Annotated in this window: 15 protein-coding genes and 1 tRNA gene; 6 read left to right on the forward strand and 10 right to left on the reverse strand. The window is 72.0% G+C overall.

Features of this window, described 5'->3' with window-relative positions:
- Positions 1-232 precede the first annotated feature (232 nt).
- Positions 233-306, forward strand: a tRNA-Ala gene (locus tag AB0873_RS25275).
- A gap of 666 nt (positions 307-972) precedes the next feature.
- Positions 973-1,641 carry a hypothetical protein gene (locus AB0873_RS25280; protein ID WP_366602623.1) on the forward strand — a complete coding sequence of 223 codons (669 nt, stop codon included), beginning with the start codon at positions 973-975 and terminating at the stop codon, positions 1,639-1,641.
- A gap of 140 nt (positions 1,642-1,781) precedes the next feature.
- Here AB0873_RS25280 and AB0873_RS25285 read toward each other — a convergent pair whose 3' ends face one another.
- Entirely contained in the window at positions 1,782-2,012 is a 231-nt protein-coding gene (locus AB0873_RS25285; protein WP_366602625.1) for a DUF2188 domain-containing protein, read from the reverse strand.
- A gap of 143 nt (positions 2,013-2,155) precedes the next feature.
- Positions 2,156-2,347 carry a general stress protein CsbD gene (locus tag AB0873_RS25290; protein ID WP_155328994.1) on the reverse strand — a complete coding sequence of 64 codons (192 nt, stop codon included), beginning with the start codon at positions 2,345-2,347 and terminating at the stop codon, positions 2,156-2,158.
- Between the two features lie 206 nt (positions 2,348-2,553).
- On the opposite strand from AB0873_RS25290, the gene AB0873_RS25295 reads away from it, so the two are divergent.
- Complete coding sequence (locus AB0873_RS25295; RefSeq protein WP_366602626.1) at positions 2,554-3,033, forward strand: molybdenum cofactor biosysynthesis protein; 480 nt, start codon at positions 2,554-2,556, stop codon at positions 3,031-3,033.
- 8 nt (positions 3,034-3,041) lie between these two features.
- Here the strand turns inward: AB0873_RS25295 and AB0873_RS25300 are convergent, their stop codons facing one another.
- Positions 3,042-3,698: a 4'-phosphopantetheinyl transferase superfamily protein gene (locus AB0873_RS25300; RefSeq protein WP_155328992.1), complete on the reverse strand. Its 657-nt coding sequence runs from the start codon at positions 3,696-3,698 to the stop codon at positions 3,042-3,044.
- Between the two features lie 214 nt (positions 3,699-3,912).
- On the opposite strand from AB0873_RS25300, the gene AB0873_RS25305 reads away from it, so the two are divergent.
- Positions 3,913-4,182 carry a hypothetical protein gene (locus AB0873_RS25305; protein ID WP_366602627.1) on the forward strand — a complete coding sequence of 90 codons (270 nt, stop codon included), beginning with the start codon at positions 3,913-3,915 and terminating at the stop codon, positions 4,180-4,182.
- A gap of 68 nt (positions 4,183-4,250) precedes the next feature.
- Here the strand turns inward: AB0873_RS25305 and AB0873_RS25310 are convergent, their stop codons facing one another.
- The 3 genes from AB0873_RS25310 to AB0873_RS25320 all read right to left on the reverse strand — a co-directional run bounded on the left by AB0873_RS25310 (position 4,251) and on the right by AB0873_RS25320 (position 7,438).
- On the reverse strand, positions 4,251-4,628 hold the full coding sequence (locus AB0873_RS25310) for an MmcQ/YjbR family DNA-binding protein (protein ID WP_155328990.1): 378 nt from the start codon (positions 4,626-4,628) through the stop codon (positions 4,251-4,253).
- Between the two features lie 18 nt (positions 4,629-4,646).
- On the reverse strand, positions 4,647-5,300 hold the full coding sequence (locus AB0873_RS25315; RefSeq protein WP_155328989.1) for an HNH endonuclease family protein: 654 nt from the start codon (positions 5,298-5,300) through the stop codon (positions 4,647-4,649).
- A gap of 449 nt (positions 5,301-5,749) precedes the next feature.
- Positions 5,750-7,438 carry a phospholipid carrier-dependent glycosyltransferase gene (locus AB0873_RS25320; RefSeq protein ID WP_366602630.1) on the reverse strand — a complete coding sequence of 563 codons (1,689 nt, stop codon included), beginning with the start codon at positions 7,436-7,438 and terminating at the stop codon, positions 5,750-5,752.
- A gap of 83 nt (positions 7,439-7,521) precedes the next feature.
- On the opposite strand from AB0873_RS25320, the gene rsmI reads away from it, so the two are divergent.
- Entirely contained in the window at positions 7,522-8,370 is an 849-nt protein-coding gene (rsmI, locus tag AB0873_RS25325) for a 16S rRNA (cytidine(1402)-2'-O)-methyltransferase (protein ID WP_366602632.1), read from the forward strand.
- Positions 8,371-8,430: 60 nt separating this feature from the next.
- Here rsmI and AB0873_RS25330 read toward each other — a convergent pair whose 3' ends face one another.
- Positions 8,431-9,318, reverse strand: coding sequence for a hypothetical protein (locus AB0873_RS25330; RefSeq protein WP_230688865.1), 888 nt, complete (start codon positions 9,316-9,318; stop codon positions 8,431-8,433).
- Positions 9,319-9,508: 190 nt separating this feature from the next.
- On the opposite strand from AB0873_RS25330, the gene metG reads away from it, so the two are divergent.
- Positions 9,509-11,311, forward strand: a complete 1,803-nt coding sequence (gene metG, locus AB0873_RS25335; protein ID WP_366602634.1) for a methionine--tRNA ligase — start codon at positions 9,509-9,511, stop codon at positions 11,309-11,311.
- Between the two features lie 85 nt (positions 11,312-11,396).
- Here metG and AB0873_RS25340 read toward each other — a convergent pair whose 3' ends face one another.
- The 3 genes from AB0873_RS25340 to AB0873_RS25350 form a co-directional block, all read right to left on the reverse strand.
- Positions 11,397-12,248: an alpha/beta hydrolase gene (locus AB0873_RS25340; protein ID WP_366602636.1), complete on the reverse strand. Its 852-nt coding sequence runs from the start codon at positions 12,246-12,248 to the stop codon at positions 11,397-11,399.
- Between the two features lie 147 nt (positions 12,249-12,395).
- Positions 12,396-15,308, reverse strand: a complete 2,913-nt coding sequence (locus AB0873_RS25345) for a hypothetical protein (RefSeq protein WP_366602638.1) — start codon at positions 15,306-15,308, stop codon at positions 12,396-12,398.
- 133 nt (positions 15,309-15,441) lie between these two features.
- Positions 15,442-16,689 carry a hypothetical protein gene (locus AB0873_RS25350; protein WP_366602640.1) on the reverse strand — a complete coding sequence of 416 codons (1,248 nt, stop codon included), beginning with the start codon at positions 16,687-16,689 and terminating at the stop codon, positions 15,442-15,444.
- Between the last annotated feature and the right edge of the window lie 88 nt (positions 16,690-16,777).

The following is a 16,777-nucleotide window of genomic DNA, read 5'->3' on the forward strand; positions in this document are numbered from 1 at the left end:
GAGCGCGCAACGTCCGGGAGATCGGGGTGTCGCGGTCGGGGTGAGCGCGCAACTTCCGGGAAGGTGCGGTGTCCGAGTCCGCTGGATGCCGCAACTTCCCGGAAGTCGTGTGGATCTTGGTGTGACCCCGGCGCGCCGGGGGTGATTCGCGGGGAGGGTCGGTGACCTGTTAGCCTTGTCGCCGGCCCGCCCGGTGAATGACGGGTGGGACCGACGCCGGCACGCCGGCGGAGGGGCTGTGGCGCAGACCGGTAGCGCACCTCGTTCGCATCGAGGGGGTCAGGGGTTCAAATCCCCTCAGCTCCACCCAGCTCGAAGGCCGTTTCCCTGGTGGGAGACGGCCTTTTCGATCTTGTGCAGCAGCGAGTGCAGCAGTCGTGGAGCCGCGGAGTCGATGGGAGCGGGCCGCGAGCGGATCCGGCAGCGGCGTCGGCCTCGCGGATCTTGCCGTAGCCGTACGTGAGGGTGCTCTTGCCGTCGGGCTTGCTGACCCGGGGCGTAGGGGGTGAAGCCGTTGCGGCAGGACAGGGTCGGGTCCGTCGCCGTTGGCGCGTGCGCGTCCCGGCATCAGGCGGGCCTCGCGTTCAACCTGGCCGCGGAGGTGGTCGTCGACCCATCCGGGGGCGGATGCGGCGGTACGTGCCGTCCTGGATGGAGCGCGGGACCGCCCGTCTCAGTACCGCCGCAACGTTCAGCGCCAAGAAGTGGATGGTCAGAGGATGGCCGACGAGCGGACGCTATTGCGAACATCTGACTTCATTCCAGCCAACCCAACTAAGTAGATCCTGGCCGCCGAGCCAGCCCGAACTCCTCGGCAAGGGCGGCGATGGACCAGCCGGGTCACTTCTCGCCCTGGCCGCACGAGACTGATTTCGTGAAATTGGCTGCGTGAAGTCACCGAGTTTTGCGTGCACCATTGTGCGCAGTGCTGCCTGCTCTATTCGTGGGTGCACTGGACCTGGGAGGAAATTGATGAACGACGCGGGGGGTGAGCTTGAGCCGTCTCCGATCCAGAAGGTCGTGGAGGCGATCGCCATCACACCGGAGGCGGCCACCAAGCTCGTGGGCGGTTACCGTGCGACCTTCGAGGCCAAGTTCAAGCGGGAGCCCGAGAGCCTGGAGGACAAGCGCCGGATCGCCGCCAAGGTGATCAGCCGGTACTCCAAACTTTCGGCAGCCAGTGGTGTTGTCACCGCGGCCCCGAGCGTGATTCCGGGGGTCGGAACGGCGGTCGCTGTCCTGGGCGGCGGGGCCACTGACCTCGCCATGGCACTCAAGCTCCAGATCGACATGTGCATGTGTCTGGTTGAGGTCTACGAGGCCGAGCTGAGCAGTGAGGACAAGAAGCACCTCGCCTTCGTGCTCGCGTTGGCGGGTTCGGCGGAACAGTTGGCGGCGAACGGCGGCAAGGCAGCAGTTCAGAAGATCGCCCAGAAGTTGGTCTTCCAGTACCTGCGGGGACCCGCCCTGGTCACGATCAAGCAGCTGTTCAAGCGGGTGTCCATCACCTTCACCCAGAAGGCGATGGCAAAGGCGGTCCCAGCCGGCGTAGGTGTCGTTTTCAGCGGCTCGACCAACTACGTCCTGACGACGGTGGTGGGTAAGGTCGCGGTCGCAGTCCTGGCCAAAGACGTGGAATAGGGCCGCTGCATCGGATCCCGCCATGGCTCCTCATTCCGGTCGCGCTCACGCCCGGATCTCCGCAGGCACCACCGACACCCACCCGTACGGCAGAGGCCGTCATCCCCACGGGACGACGGCCTCTGCCATGCGCGCGTGGCTCAGCCGGGGATCTCTCGGGGGTCGCGGCTGCGCGGGTACGTGTTCTTCTCGCCGATCGTGCCGTCCTGCTTCTTGATCACGTGCTCGGCGTCGCGCTGCTTGGCCATCTCCCGGCCGGTGGCCTCCGCTTCCGCCTTGGTGTCGTGCACGCTGCTGGCGCGCTGGTTGCCCTCGGGGCGGTTCTTCCACTGGCCGTCCTGCGGGTACGTGTCGATGTTGCCCTTAGCCATGGTCGCGGCCTCCCTGGTCTGCATGGTCGGTCACGAATATCTGCCCCAACCGGGCGCCTCCTGAAACGTCCACACATGCCGCCACGTCCGGACCGAAGGCCGCCCCCGCGCACGGAGGCGGCCTTCCCAGAGAAAGAAAGCGATCAGGTGGTGAAGTTGTCCGGGGTGTCCCGGGCGTCCTCCTGGACGTGCTCGCCGGGCCGCTGACCGTGGATCTCGTCGTGCTTCCGTACCCGTTCCGCCTCGGACCGCTCGTTCCGGTTCAAGTCGCCCATCCGGGCCCGAGCCGGGCCGGCGAGTTGCTCGATGTTGTCGGTCGCCCGCTCCACGCTCATGTCGCCTCCCCTGTCGGCGCGGCGGACAGGGTAGTTCCCCGCCCTGCGTTACGCGTCCCCGTCAGCAGGGAGGTGAAACGGGCTGGCCTCGTCCGTCCCGGCGCACCCGGTACGCGAGGTGGTGACGCCGGTGCCTCGACGACCCGGAGGGGGCCTTCCAGCCGAACGCCGAGGCCGTGCCGGGATCCCTTCGTAGACTCAGCGGCGTGCCCGAGATCGTCCAGTTGCTGGCGTCGCCCGTGCACCGCTACGTAGGCCGGCCGGCGGACGGCGCGCCGCCCGCGCCGCCCGGCGAACTCGTCGACGAGGTGCACCTCCGGGCCGGCTTGGGCATCGTGGGTGATCGCTACTTCGGCAAGCCGGCGCACCGCAACGCGAGCGTCACGGTGATCGCCCGGGAGTCGCTGCCGCCGGGCGCCGACCTGGTGCAGGTACGGCGGAACATCCTCACCGCCGGCATCGCGGTGGATGACCTGGTCGGCTCGGTGCTCACCCTCGACTCGGGTGACGGGCCGGTCCGGCTCCAGGTGAACCGGCCGGCGAATCCCTGCGCGTGGATGGACGTCGCGATCGGCGCGGGCGCGTTCCGGGCGCTGCGCCGCCGGGGCGGCGTCCGCTGCACACCCCTGGACGACGGCGTCCTCCGCGTCGGCCCGGTCGCCGTCGCCGTCGCCCATACCGGGTGAAGGGGCGGTTACTCCGGAAGGAGGACGGCTGCGGTACGCACCAGCGCCGGCTCGACGGCGAAGCGGCCGGTGATGACGGTCGGCGGGTCGGCCACCGGGGCGGCGGCCACCCGGGCGGGGGCGATGCGGGCGGTGAACGTCCCGGCCTCCGGGTCGAGCTGCACGTGCGCGTCGTGGAAGTCCAGCCAGGTGCCGACCATCGGGTTCCACACCTTGTAGACCGTCTCCTTGGCGCTGAACACGACCGCCGGCCAGGAAACACCCCCCGGCAGCCGCGCCAGGTGGTCCTCCTCCTCGCCGAGGAGGATCGCCCGGCGTACCCCCGGGTTGAGGTCCTTGTGCTGCTCGGCGTCGAGGCCGACGGACCGGACCTCCGCGGCGCGGGCCACCGCGGCGGCGCAGTAGCCGCGGGTGTGGGTGATCGCGCCGACCACCCCGGCCGGCCAGACCGGCGCGCGGTCGGCGGCGGCCGGCACCGCGATCGGCGGCAGGCCCAGCGCGGCGATGGCGCGCCGGGCGCAGACCCGGCCGGCGGTGAAGTCACGCCGCCGGCTCTCCACCGCCCGTTCGCCGAGGCAGGCCAGCTCGGCCGGCAGCAGGGCGCCCGTCCAGTCCGCGAGGTCGGCCACCACGACCGCGACCGCCGGTGGCACCAGGTCACGCATCCGGGTTCCTCGAGGGGTGCGACGCGACGGGTGCCCGCCCGGCAGGTGCCCGGTGCACCGGCAGCGTGTCGACGACCATGGTCGATCAACGTACCGCAGTCATGTAACGTCTGGGCGTTTCACGACGCTGTAGGGCCGACACCCCGGTGGCCATCCACTGTCGACTGTGACTGGCCTGAACCGGGTCGAGGTGCGAGCTGCGAGAGGGAGCGCGATGACCGGTGCTGCGGAACCCCCGTTGTCCACGACGGGAGAACATGCCCCGTCCGCCCCGGAGTGGACCTGCGGGACCTGTGGCGCCGACTGGCCGTGCGAGCCGAAGCGCGACCTCCTGCTGCGGGAGTACCGGCTGGATCGCGCCATGCTCACCGTCTACCTCGGGTCCTGCCTCGCCGCCGCCACCCAGGATCTGCCGTCGCCGGCCGGTGCGTCGTTGCAGGAGCGGTTCATCGGCTGGCTGCCCCGGCAATCCAGGACCAGCTGATCGCGCCCCCACGGCGGTGACGCCGGAGCGGGCGACGCCGGCGTGCTCAGCGCCCGACGGTCACCCGTTCACCGCCGGTCGGTCGCGCCGCCGTCGAGCAGGGCGACGAGGCGGCGTGGGGCGATCACCCGGTACGCGTCCTCGCACAGCTCGGCGATCTCCGGCCAGTCCACCGGCCCGTCCAGGCGTACGCCGAGCCAACCGCGACCGCCCACATAGGGCGGCCGGAAGAAGCGGCCGGGCTCGGCGGCGGTCAGGGCCTCCTGGGCGCCCGGCGGGGCGGCGCACCACAGGTGCGGGAAGTCGTTGGCGTGGTGGCCGTCGGCGTGCAGCGTGACGAAGACGCTCTTTCCCCGGACGAACCAGGTCGGCGAGCCGTGGCTGGGCCGCTCGGTGACCTCGGGCAGGGCGAGGCAGATTGCGCGTACGCGCTCCAGCGGGCTCATCAGCCTCGCCCCTCCCGGTCAGTACGCGTGGGTCACGGTGACCGTAACGTTCGAGCAGGAGTTGGCAACACTGGTCAGCGTGTTCTTCTCGCCGCTGTCCACGGTCAGCCGCCAGCGGGTCTTCACCGCCGCCCACTCGCGGACGTAGCGGCACCGCTCGTACGTCGGCAGCCAGGTCGCCGGGTCCTGGTCACCCTTGGCCTGGTTGACGTTGTCGGTCACCGCCACCAGCGAGCGGGCGTCGCCGAGGTCGTTGGCGAACGACTGCCGGCGGGAGGTGGTCCAGTTGCGGGCCCCCGAGTCCCACGCCTCGGCGAGCGGCACCAGGTGGTCGATGTCGAGGTCCGACGGGTTGGTCCAGTAGGCGGCGTCGTAGTAGGAGTACCAGCGACCGCCGGAGAGGTAGCAGCCGGAGCCGACCGAGGGCTTGGTGGTGGCCTCGGCGATCAGCACCTCGTACCGGGTGTTGCAGCCGTCCCCGTCGGCGTCGATCCAGTGCGGGAACAGGTCACGGGAGTATCCGGTGCGCACCTCGGAGGCGACGGGCAGGTCGGCGACGAGGGTGCGCAGCGGCACCGAGATCGTCGCCGCGCGCGCCGGAGCGGCGAGGCCGAGGGTCGAGAGAGTGGCGGCGGCCAGGAGGCCACCGAACCAGCGGAGGGTGCGGGTCATCGCGTACTCCATCCGATCGGTCGGGGGGTCGGCCGACAGTGCAGTCGTGCCGGGTGCCGGTGGACCCCACGGGGGATGACGAGGATGTTAAATCCGTCGATACGCTGCGGGAATCCGCTGCGCCTCGGCCGATCGATCCGATTCACGCCGGTCTATCGTTAACCGTCTCGTAACGTCCCCATTGGCTGACGGACCGTCAGCTGTCGGATGTAAACCAACTGTCCGGCGTGGCTCCGGTCGGAAATCTGACCCGAGTCGACCCGTTGTGCCGCTGCTCCGGGCTGGTTAAGCTCTCACTGCGCGCTCCAATCGCCCGCTTCCCCCGTGGCAGGCGATCGGGGCGCGCATCTATGTCGAAAGGGCCCGCACGCGCTGCGTGCGGGCCCTTTCCGTCATCCGGCCGTCGGTGTCGTGGCGGCAGCCGGCCGCCGCCACGACACCGACGCAGATCAGATCCAGCGGCCGTCCAGCCACATCCGGTCGGACCAGTCGGCGTACGGGATCGTCTCGCCGACGAAGAGCGGATGGAAGTACGCGAAGCAGAGCGCGACCAGCAGTACGTACGCCCCGACGATGACCCCGCCGACGAGCCGGCGGTCGCGGCTGGCCGCCCGTGCCGCGGCGTCCCCGGGCGGGTCCGGCGGGCCGACGATCGCGCCCAGCACGTACGTCACCGCCAGCACCAGGAACGGCAGCGTCGGCGCGGTGTAGAAGGAGAACATCGTGCGCCCGCCGTCGACGGCGAACCAGAACCACGGCAGCAGACCGGCGGCCACGCAGAGCAGGATCGCCCCGGCCCGCCAGTCCCGCCGGGCCAGACCCAGCCAGGCCAGCGCGACCAGGGCCGGCAGGAACGACCACCAGAGCAGGGGAGTGCCGAGCAGCAGGACCTCGGAGGCGCAGCTCGCCGCCCCGCAGGACCCGTCGCCGGACCAGTAGAAGGCGACCGGCCGGCCCAGCAGCAGCCACTGCCACGGCCACGACTGGTACTTGTGGGGGTCGTCCAGCTGGGCGTGGAAGCCGTACGCGGCCTTGTGGTACTCGATCAGGTTGGCGAGCGCCCCGATCACCGGGGTGTCGCTCAGCGGGGCGTTCGGCCACCGTTGCGCGTCGACCACCCGGTAGTAGCCCTCGTCGCCCAGCAGCCAGCCGGACCAGGTGGCCACGTAGGTGACCACCATCAGCAGCCCGGCCAGCACCAGCCAGGGTGCCTCGTCCAGCACGGTGTCCCGCCAGGGCCGCCGTGCGCCGGCGGAGCGGCGGACACCGACCTCCCAGAGGATCACCAGGAGCGCGAAGGCCGGCAGGAAGTACAGGGCGCTCCACTTCACGGCGCAGGCGCAGCCGAACAGCACCCCGGCCGCCAGCCGCCACCACGGCCAGTTCCGCCAGCCACCCGGGGGCCGGCCGGCGCGACCGGGCCGGCTCGGGTCGAGCCCGGCCTCCAGCGCCCGGGCCCAGCGCCGCCGGCGGGCGTCCCGGTCGAGTACCAGCGCGCCGAAGGTGGCCAGCACGAAGAAGAGCAGGAAGATGTCGAGCAGCGCGGTGCGCGACAGCACCAGGTGGAACCCGTCGAGGGCGAGCAGCAGGCCGGCGGCGCAGGCCAGTACGGTCGACCGGAACAGTCGCCGCGCGATCCGTACCAGCAGCAGCACGGACAGCGTCCCGACCAGCGCCGCCGAGAACCGCCAGGCGAACTCCGGGGCGGTGGTGACCAGGTGGCCGGCGGCCGAGACGCCGTGCTCGGCGTCGGAGTACCCGAAGGCCCACTCGCCGAGCCCGATCAGCCACTTGCCCAGCGGCGGGTGGACCACGTACGACGGGCCGCCGTCCTTGTAGTTCCACTCGACGCCCTTGTCGACCAGCCCCCACGCGTCGCGGGCGTAGTAGACCTCGTCGAAGACCTTGCCCGGCGGGTGACTGAGATTGAGGAAACGCAGGATCGCCGCGATCGCGACGATCACCGCGGTCGCCAGCCAGGACCGCCCGTCGAGGTGGGCGTCGACGGTGGCGAGCCGGCGCCGGACCACGCCGGAGAGGCCGCCGCTGCGGTCGCCGGGAGGCCGGTCCCGGTCCTCGGGAACCGCGTGCTCCGGCTCGGCTTGGCCGGCGGGGTGCGCTGTCGACGCCTGAGTCACCCCGCGATCGTAGGCTGCCAAGGTGGCCGGTGGCGGCCGTCGTCTCCACAATCCCTACCGCCGTCGATGAAGGAGCACCATTCGTGGGAGAAATGGCCGATCCCGGGCGCCTGATCCTCCTCGGCGCGCCGCTCGGGAACCCGGCCGACGCGTCCGCTCGCTTCCGCGAGGTGCTCGCCGCCGCCGACGTGGTGGCCGCCGAGGACACCCGGCGGCTCACCCGACTCGCCCGGGACCTGGACGTGACCGTGCCCGGGCGGATCGTCTCGTACTTCGAGGGCAACGAGGAACGGCGTACGCCGGAACTGGTCGACGTGCTCGCCGCCGGGTACGTGGTCGCCCTCGTGACCGACGGGGGCATGCCGAGCGTGTCGGACCCGGGGTACCGGCTGGTCCGGGCGGCGCTGGACGCCGGGGTGCCGGTCACCGCCGCACCCGGTCCCAGCGCGGTCACCACGGCGCTGGCCCTCTCCGGGCTGCCCAGCGACCGGTTCTGCTTCGAGGGCTTCCTGCCGCGTACCCCCGCCGCCCGGCGGTCCCGGCTCCGCGCGCTCGCCACCGAGGAGCGGACCCTGGTCTTCTTCGAGGCGCCGCACCGGATCACCGGCGCTCTCGCCGATTTCGCCGCCGCGTTCGGGGCCGACCGGCCGGCCGCGCTGTGCCGCGAACTGACCAAGACGTACGAGGAGGTGCTCCGACGCCCGCTGGGGCAGTTGGCCGAGTGGGCCGCCGAGGGGGAGCCCCGCGGCGAGATCACGCTGGTGGTGGCCGGTGCGCCGCCGGTCGCCGCCGCGCGGCCGGACGACGACACGCTGCGCGCCGCGGTCGCCGAGCGGGAGGCGGCCGGCAGGTCCCGCCGCGACGCGGTCACCGAGGTCGCCGCCGAGTACGGCCTGCGCCGCCGCGAGGTCTACGACGTGGTCCACCGCTGAGGTGCAAGGAAGAGACCCTTTCAGTGCACCAGGCGTTAACAGGGGGCCCTTCCTCGCACCTCACCAGGCGGCGGCGAGGAAGCCGACCGTGATGAGGAACGGCCCGGCGGCCGAGGCGGCGATCGCCCAGCGGCGGGCGCGGCGGTCGGCCAGCCGGGTGGCCCCGGCCCAGCGGGCGATCCCGGCGCCGCAGCCCACCACCGTCAGCAGGCCGAGCAGCCAGCGCAGGTGCCCGGCGGCCCCGCCGTCGACGTACGCGGTGCTGGCGTCCGGGCCGGTCATCCGGGCCGCCACCCAACTGCCGGGCGTAGCCCGCTCCGCCGGCACGCCGCTCACCGTCACCCCGTGCGCGACCCACCGGGCCTCGGTGGCGAGGAAGTTGCCCCGACAGCGCTGGGTGAGCCCGCCGCCGGTGCAGTCGTCGATCACCACGCGGCCGGCCGTGGAGTGTCCGACGGCGATCCACAGCGGGGCCGCGCTCACCCAGGCGAAGAACGCCGCCACCAGGCTGAGGGCGACCAGCGTGGCCAGCCCGGGCAGCGGGTCGGGCGGGTACGCGGACCGGCGGACCCGTCGCCGCCACCATTCGAACCGGGCCGACCGGGTGCGCTCGGGCTCCGGTTCCGTCTTGACCGGCGTGCCGTCCCAGTGCACCTCCTCGATCGGCGCCCACGCCTCGTCGCCGTCCGGCGTACCCCCGGCCCGGGAACGACCACGGCGCAGTCGGCGGGGCTGACGGACCGGGACCCGGCGGGGCAGGGCGTCGACCGGCGCCCCGGTGGTCGGCTCGACCTCGACGGCCGGCTCTGCCTCCGGCGGTGCGGAAGGGACCGGCCGCGGGTGTGGCGCCACGGCGTTCCCGCGTGGCGGTCCGGCGGGGTCGTGGCGGCCGCCGGCCGGCGGGCCGGACGGACGCTCGTCGGCTCGTCTGCCACTCACGGTGTCCATTGCACACCGCTGCGTGCATCCGGCCCGGCACGTCGGACCGCGTGTCGGCGACAAATCGGACGGGCTGCCCCGTCGGGGTCGCCGGACCGGCCCGCCGACCGGCCGGTCGCCGGCGGCCGGCGCACCGGGTGACCGACTCGCGCCCTATTGGTTCGCAGCCGTCCGGCGCGGGTCACTAGGCTTGCTGGTCATGAGTCACGTTCTCGCCGCGGTTGCCTGGCCCTACGCCAACGGCCCGCGCCACATCGGCCATGTCTCCGGTTTCGGCGTTCCCTCCGACGTCTTCGCCCGGTACATGCGCATGGCCGGCCACGACGTGCTCATGGTCTCCGGCACCGACGAGCACGGCACGCCGATCCAGGTGCAGGCCGACGCCGAGCAGGTCACCCCCCGCGAGCTCGCCGACCGCTACAACCGGGTGATCGTCGAGGACCTGCACGGCCTCGGTCTGTCGTACGACCTGTTCACCCGCACCACCACCCGCAACCACTACGCGGTGGTGCAGCAGCTGTTCGAGGGGATGCACCGCAACGGCTACATCGTGCCGAAGACCACCATGGGCGCGATCTCGCCGTCCACCGGCCGGACGCTGCCCGACCGCTACATCGAGGGCACCTGCCCGATCTGCGGCTACGAGAGCGCCCGCGGCGACCAGTGCGACAACTGCGGCAACCAGCTCGACCCGATCGACCTGATCAACCCCAGGTCGAAGATCAACGGGGAGACGCCGAAGTTCGTCGAGACCGAGCACTTCTTCCTGGACCTGCCGGCCCTGGCCGAGGCGCTGCGGCAGTGGCTGGACACCCGCGAGGGCTGGCGGCCCAACGTGCTGCGCTTCTCGAAGAACCTGCTCGACGACCTCCAGCCCCGGGCCATCACCCGCGACCTCGAATGGGGCGTCCCGATCCCGCTCGACGGCTGGCGGGACCGGCCGGACAAGCGCATCTACGTCTGGTTCGACGCGGTGATCGGCTACCTGTCCGCCTCGATCGAGTGGGCCCGCCGCTCCGGCGACCCGGAAGCGTGGCGCAGGTGGTGGTCCGCCGACGGGGAGGGCAAGGACGCCCGGGGCTACTACTTCATGGGCAAGGACAACATCGTCTTCCACTCGGTGATCTGGCCCGCGCTGCTGTCCGGCTACTCCGGTGAGGGCGCGCGCGACGGGCAGCCCGGCGAGCTGGGCCGGCTGAACCTGCCGACCGAGGTGGTCTCCAGCGAGTTCCTGACCATGGAGGGGCGAAAGTTCTCCTCGTCGCGCAAGGTGGTCATCTACGTCCGGGACTTCCTCGACCGGTACGACGCCGACGCGCTGCGCTACTTCATCGCCGTCGCCGGCCCGGAGAGCAACGACACCGACTTCACCTGGGCCGAGTTCCTCCGCCGCAACAACGACGAGCTCGTCGCCGGGTGGGGCAACCTGGTCAACCGGTCCGTCTCGATGGCCGCGAAGAACTTCGGCGCGATCCCGCCGGTCGACCCGGCCGGGCTCACCGAGGCCGACGAGGCGCTGCTCGCGGTGGCCCGCGGCGGCTTCGCGACGGTCGGCGAGCTGATCGGCAAGCACCGGCAGAAGCAGGCCATCGGCGAGGCGATGAAGGTGGTCGCCGAGGCCAACCGCTACCTGTCCGAGCAGGCGCCGTGGAAGCTCAAGGACGAGGCCGACAAGCCCCGCATGGGCACCATCCTGCACGTCGCCCTCCAGGTGGTCAGCGACGCGAACACGCTGCTCACCCCGTTCCTGCCGCACTCGGCGCAGAAGATCCACGAGCTGCTGGGCGGCGCCGGCGTGCACGCTCCGATGCCGGTGATCGAGGAGGTCGAGGACCTCGACGGCGGGCCGGCGTACCCGGTGCTGACCGGTGACTACACGGTCGGCGCGCGCTGGGAGTCGGTGCCGCTAAAGGTGGGCCGCCCGCTCGCCGCGCCCAAGCCGGTGTTCCGCAAGCTCGACCCGTCGATCGTCGACGAGGAGTTGGCCCGGCTGGGCGGCTGACCCGCCACGGCCCCGGGGCCTCGTGAGCCCCGGGGCCGTCGACGTGGGCCGCGGTCTGCGCACGCCCGCCGCGTCGCACGCCCGCTCAGGCGCGGGCCATCGTCGGCGCGCCGATGAACTCCATGATCGCCCGGTTCACCTCGGGCGCGTTGGTCCACGGGGTGCCGTGCGGGGCGCCCTTCAGCGTGACCAACTGGCTGCCCGGCAGCATCGGCTGGAGTCGCGCACCGGTCTTCGGGTACGGCAGCACGGCATCCTTGTCACCCTGGACGATCAGCACCGGCACGTCGATGTTCGGCAGGTCACCGCGGAAGTCGGTCTGCCAGGCGTCCACGCAGTCGTGGGTGCCCTTCGCTGAGGCCCGCGCGCCGATCTCCCAGTGCCCCCGGAACGCCTCCTCGCTGACCAGCTTCCCCTTGTTCTCCTGGTAGTTGAAGAACGCGTTGCAGAACTGGGTCAGGTACGCGAACCGGTCCTCGATGATCGCCTTCTGGAAGCCCTCGAACAGGCTCTTCTCGATGCCCTCCGGATTGTCGGCGGTCTGCAACAGGAACGGCGCCAACGGTGCGAGCAGCACCGCCCGCTCGACCCGGTCCGAGCCGTACGCGCCCAGGTAGCGGGTCACCTCGCCGGTGCCCATCGAGTGACCCACCAGGATCGCGTTCCGCAGGTCCAGCTCCGTCATCAGCACGTCCAGGTCGGCGGCGAACGTGTCGTAGTCGTACCCGAACGCCGGCTGCGCCGAGTTGCCGAAACCGCGCCGGTCGTACGTGATCGTCCGGTATCCGGCGGCCAGCAGCGGGCCGGTCTGTTTCTCCCACGTCGCGCCGTTGAACGGAAACCCGTGGATCAGCACGACCGGCTGACCGGAGCCGTGGTCCTCGTAGTACAGGTCGATGGGGGCGGAGTTCTCCGTCCCCACGGTGATGAACGGCATGCTCTCTCCCCGAGGTCGTGCACCCTCATCGGTCCCCGCGCGCATTCCCGTGCCGTTGGCCGGTATGCCAACCGCCCCCGACCCGCGTACGCGGGTCGGGGGCGGCGGCTGGTGGGGCTGTGGGGAGGCCGGCGGGTCGGCCCCGGCTCAGTACCGCACCAGAACCTGGTACGTCGTGGTGTCCGTCCAGGTGCCGTCGGCCCTGCGGCCCCGGACCGTCAGGTCGTAGCCACCCGGCTCGGACGGCGTCCAGGTCATCGAGGCGGACCCGTCCACCGCGGTGACCGTCCTCGGCTCGTCGCCGCCGATCCGGTACTCGAACTCGACGATCCCGGCCGTGCCGCCACCGAAGGTGAAGGTGCCGGGTGTGCCGGCGCCGCCACCCCACGTGTTGTTCGGGTACTCCGTCGACGTGACCAGCGGCGCCGTGCCGACGAGAAACACGTACTCGGTGATCGGGGACGGTTGCCCGTCCTTCGTCCGCTGGCGGACGTACAGGGTGTTCTCCCCGTTCCGATCCGGCGTGATCGTGAGGTACGTGCTCGTGCCCTCGGTGCTGGCCGCGATGGTCTGCTCCGGCCCGTCGTTCACCCGGTAGAGGTACTCCACCACGTTGGGGAACAGTTGGGAGTGGAACGAGACGTGTCCCGGCACCCCGATGCCGCCCTGCGGGTGCCAGGGGCCGTACCAGCCGTAGACGCTGACCCGGTTGTCATCGACGATGAACGCGAACGTCCGCAGGTCCGACACCGTGCCGTCGGCGCTGTGGCTGGTCACCTCCAGCGTCTGGTAGCCGGGGCTGCCCGGGGTGTAGGTGACGGTGGCGGTGCCGTCGGCCGCCGCCTCCACAGTCTGTTCGACGCCCTGCTCGAAGCGGTAGGTGTACCGCTGCACGTTCGGCAGGCCGGGGCGGAACGTGAAGGTGGCCGGCTGGTCCACCCGCCCGCCGGTGCCGCCCGGCCCGTACTGCGGCGAGTCGATGACCGGGCCGGACCAGACGGAGAACGGCCACTCCCTCGGCGGGGACAGCTCGCCGGAGGAGAACCGCGACCGGACGGTGACCTGCTGCTCACCGGACCGGCTCGGCGTCCAGGAGATCCGCGCGCTGCCGAACTCGGCCGGTACGGTCTGCTCCGCCTCGTCGTTGAACCGGTACACGAAGCCGGTGACGTCCGGCATCGCCGTGTCGAACGAGAACTCGACCGGCACCCCGACGCCGTCCCGCCGCGGCCAGACCACCAGGTCGCCGGAGTACACCCCCGGACGGTTGTCGATCACCGAGAACTGGTACTGCGCCACTTCCGAGAGGCTGCCGTCGGCCCGCTCGGACCGCACGTACAGCGAGTACCAGTCGGGCTGCTCCGGCGTCCACGACATGGTCGCGGTGCCGTCCGGCGCCGCGGGCACGCGGACCTCGTCGGCGTGGTTGAACCAGTAGCGGTACGCCACCACGTCCGTCGTCCGCGGCCGGAACGCGAACTCACCGGCCTGCCCGACGATCCCGTCCCGGTCCGGGAACACGAAGTCGTCCGACGTGACCGTCGGCGCGTCGTCCACCTGGACGGACCGGGTGTGCACACCGGACACCTGCTCGCCCACGTACGCCGTGACGGACAGCTCGACGGGGCCGGCGGATGCGAACGTGACCGTCGCCGTGGCCGCGGCGTCCGTCGCCGGGACCCGGACCTCGGGGGCGTCGCCCAGCCGGTAGCCGAAGCTGGTCACCTCCGCGATCGGGGAGCGCATCGTGATCCTGCTCGGCAACCCCACGCCCGCGACGTCCACCTCGACATCGGGCTCGGTGTACCGGACGACGAACTCGTACTCGCGTTCCGGCGACACGTTGCCGGCGGCGTCGATCGACACGACCTCGAAGCGATGCGGCCCGGAACGGCGCGGCGTCCAGGTGAAGGTGGCCGCCTCGCCGGGCGCGGGGGCGTTGACGATCTGGTTGCCGCCCAGGCTGGAGTCGTACACGCGGTACCGGGTGACGTCGGCCTCGCCCTTCGGATCGAACCGGAAGGTGCCGGGGACGCCCACCCCGCCGGAGCCCGGCCAGCTGCCGGCCGGGTAGTCGGTGGAGGTCACCTCGGGCGCCTGGGCCGGGGCGACCCGGTCCACGCGGACGTGGCACGGCTCCGACCAGTCGGACCGGTCGTACCCGTCGTCGGCCCGCGCCGCCCACGCCACCAGCGTGTCGTGCGGGTAGTCGCTGGTGTTCCAGTCGACGCGGTACACGCCGCCCCCGTACCCGACGCCGCGCTGCTCGCGCCGCTGGTCCGGCTGATCCACCGGCCACGCCGCGAAGGCCGCCCACGGCCAGTCGTTCGGATCCGGGTCGCTGACCTTCGCCTGGAAGGACGTGCCGTTGCCGTTCACCGGGACCGGCGACTGCGCGGTGCCGCAGGTGCCGGTGGGCAGGGACTGCGTCGCGTCGGAGACCGTCGGGCGGGTGTTCTGCCACACGTCGAGCGGGACGTTGTAGGCGACCCAGCGGCTCAGGCTCTTGTCCTTCTCGGCGCCGGCGGCGATACGCAGCCCGAAGGTGATCGTGCTGTCGCCGCGGGCCAGCGCGGCACGCAGAGCGTCGGTCAGGTCCTGGACGAGGTAGCCGTTCGGGCAGGGCTGAGCTTCGGCCCGGGACAGTACGGCCACCCGCTCGAGCTCCGTCGGGGCCTTCTTCCACGACGTGGCCGGGCCGATGCCGCCGGTACGCCACAGCTCGATCGGCGCCGTGCGGGAACAGTCGGTGACTCTGCGCTCCCGCACCGCCAGGTCGGCGTCGTGGATCGAACGGCCGCGCAGAGGGGTGAGGTCGTAGGAGACGTAGAAGCGGGAGATGTGCGCCTCCTCCTGGTCGTCGACCCAGCGCCCGACCGGCGCGTCGGTCTTGTGACCCACGAAGGAGGTGTGTGGCTGGGCGGAGTCGGTCCAGGCCCAGGTGCTCGGGTACAGGGTGCGCACCCCGTACGCCTGCGCGGAGGAGGGGACGGCGAGTGCGCCGCCGGTCACCGCCACCACCAACGCCGTGACGGCGCGGAGCAGCCTTCGACGAATCACTGTGGATGAACCTCCGGGGGAGATGCCGGCCTGAGATCGGCCGGGCGCGCCGACCCTAGTCGTCCCGTAGTCGCCCGGCTGTCCCGTTCCGCCGACGAACAGACAGGAACGGGCCACCGTCCGGAGGAAATCCTCAGAGCGGGTACGGGTGGTCCACCACCTGGTCGTCGGTCACCTCGGCGCCCGGCGCCCACGCCTCGTAGACGCCCCGCTCGTGGCACTGCGCGCCGGTCGCCACGACCACCTCCGGGCCCGGTCGGCACAGCCGCATCCGCAACCAGCCGGCCTCCTCCCGCAGCACCAGGCACGGCACCCCCCGCCACCGCGCGAACCGCACCCGGCGGGCCGCCGAGTCGACCGGATACCGGGCCGCCCGGGTCATCGCCAGCACCCGGAAGCCGCCGGGCATGTCGGCGACCGCCTCGTAGTCGCCCCCGCCGTAGCTGCCGACCAACTGGGTGGAGCGGGGCGCCTCCCCGGTCGGGACGTACTCCTGGTCCGGCGACACACCCGGCACCGCGGCCAGCAGGTGCCGCCACTGCGGGCCCACCATCCGCAGCCACCCCCGCTGCTCCGCCTGGTACGTGTACAGCACCACCTCGCTGCCGTCCGCCGGGTACGCGAGCAGGGTCGCGTTCGCCGGCATCGGCAGGTCCGCGAAGTCCCGGGTGATGAACTCCGGCACCAACTGGTTGCTGCTGGGCACGAACCCGGTGCCGAGCACCGCCGCGCCCAACCGGTCCCGGGGCGCCAGCGCGGTCAGCCCCCGGTGCTCGACGCCCACCGGCACGTCGTAGTCGGAGGGGTCGGCCGCCCGCCAGCGCAGCGCGTACGTGATGTCGACGCCGTCCTGCGCCCCCGCACCGTCGCCGCGCAGCACCGCCGTGGCCGCCGGGGTGCGCAGGTGCGCGACGTCGTACTCCCGGTAGCAGAAGCCGTGCGGCAGCCAGCCCCGCACGTACCCGGCGAGCTGCCGGGCCGACAGGATCTTCACCATCCGGGTGCCGCGCCGGATCACCGCGGACCCCCGCACCGCCGCGAGCAGCGGGTCGTCGGCCGCCTGCGGCTGCTGCGAGAGGTGGTGCACGGACGCCCACCCCCGCTCGCGGTGCAGCGGCACCAGCAGCGGCGCCTCCGGCTCCTCGGCCGGCTCGGGGGCGCCGTGGACCGCCGCCACCTCGGTGGTGTGCACGAACCGGCGCCACGGCAGCGCCGACCCCGGTCGGGGCGTCCACTCGAAGCCGGTCACCTCGTCCGCGCTGAACAGCTCGTACGCCGCGCCGCGGGCGATCTCCTCGGCGGGGTACACCGCACCGCCGTAGGCGACGCGCAGCCCGGTCCGTTCCCCGGCGGCTCCGCTGGCCTGGGGGGTGATGCTCATTGGTGCACCCTTGTCTCACTCGAGCTGATGTTGGTTCGAGTGCACCGGTGACCGTCGGGCCATCGCCCAGCTCGCTCGATCTTTGAGG

Source organism: Micromonospora sp. NPDC047707 (assembly GCF_040704235.1).
GTDB lineage: Bacteria > Actinomycetota > Actinomycetes > Mycobacteriales > Micromonosporaceae > Micromonospora.

Excerpts from the sequence above, each read along its gene's own strand:
- AB0873_RS25350 (WP_366602640.1), bottom strand. The coding sequence starts at position 16,689 with ATGAGCATCACCCCCCAGGCCAGCGGAGCCGCCGGGGAACGGACCGGG.
- AB0873_RS25290 (WP_155328994.1), bottom strand. The coding sequence starts at position 2,347 with ATGAGCGTGGAGCGGGCGACCGACAACATCGAGCAACTCGCCGGCCCG.
- AB0873_RS25300 (WP_155328992.1), bottom strand. The coding sequence starts at position 3,698 with ATGCGTGACCTGGTGCCACCGGCGGTCGCGGTCGTGGTGGCCGACCTC.
- AB0873_RS25340 (WP_366602636.1), bottom strand. The coding sequence starts at position 12,248 with ATGCCGTTCATCACCGTGGGGACGGAGAACTCCGCCCCCATCGACCTG.
- AB0873_RS25330 (WP_230688865.1), bottom strand. The coding sequence starts at position 9,318 with ATGGACACCGTGAGTGGCAGACGAGCCGACGAGCGTCCGTCCGGCCCG.
- AB0873_RS25280 (WP_366602623.1), top strand. The coding sequence starts at position 973 with ATGAACGACGCGGGGGGTGAGCTTGAGCCGTCTCCGATCCAGAAGGTC.
- AB0873_RS25315 (WP_155328989.1), bottom strand. The coding sequence starts at position 5,300 with ATGACCCGCACCCTCCGCTGGTTCGGTGGCCTCCTGGCCGCCGCCACT.
- AB0873_RS25310 (WP_155328990.1), bottom strand. The coding sequence starts at position 4,628 with ATGAGCCCGCTGGAGCGCGTACGCGCAATCTGCCTCGCCCTGCCCGAG.
- AB0873_RS25285 (WP_366602625.1), bottom strand. The coding sequence starts at position 2,012 with ATGGCTAAGGGCAACATCGACACGTACCCGCAGGACGGCCAGTGGAAG.
- metG (WP_366602634.1), top strand. The coding sequence starts at position 9,509 with ATGAGTCACGTTCTCGCCGCGGTTGCCTGGCCCTACGCCAACGGCCCG.
- AB0873_RS25305 (WP_366602627.1), top strand. The coding sequence starts at position 3,913 with ATGACCGGTGCTGCGGAACCCCCGTTGTCCACGACGGGAGAACATGCC.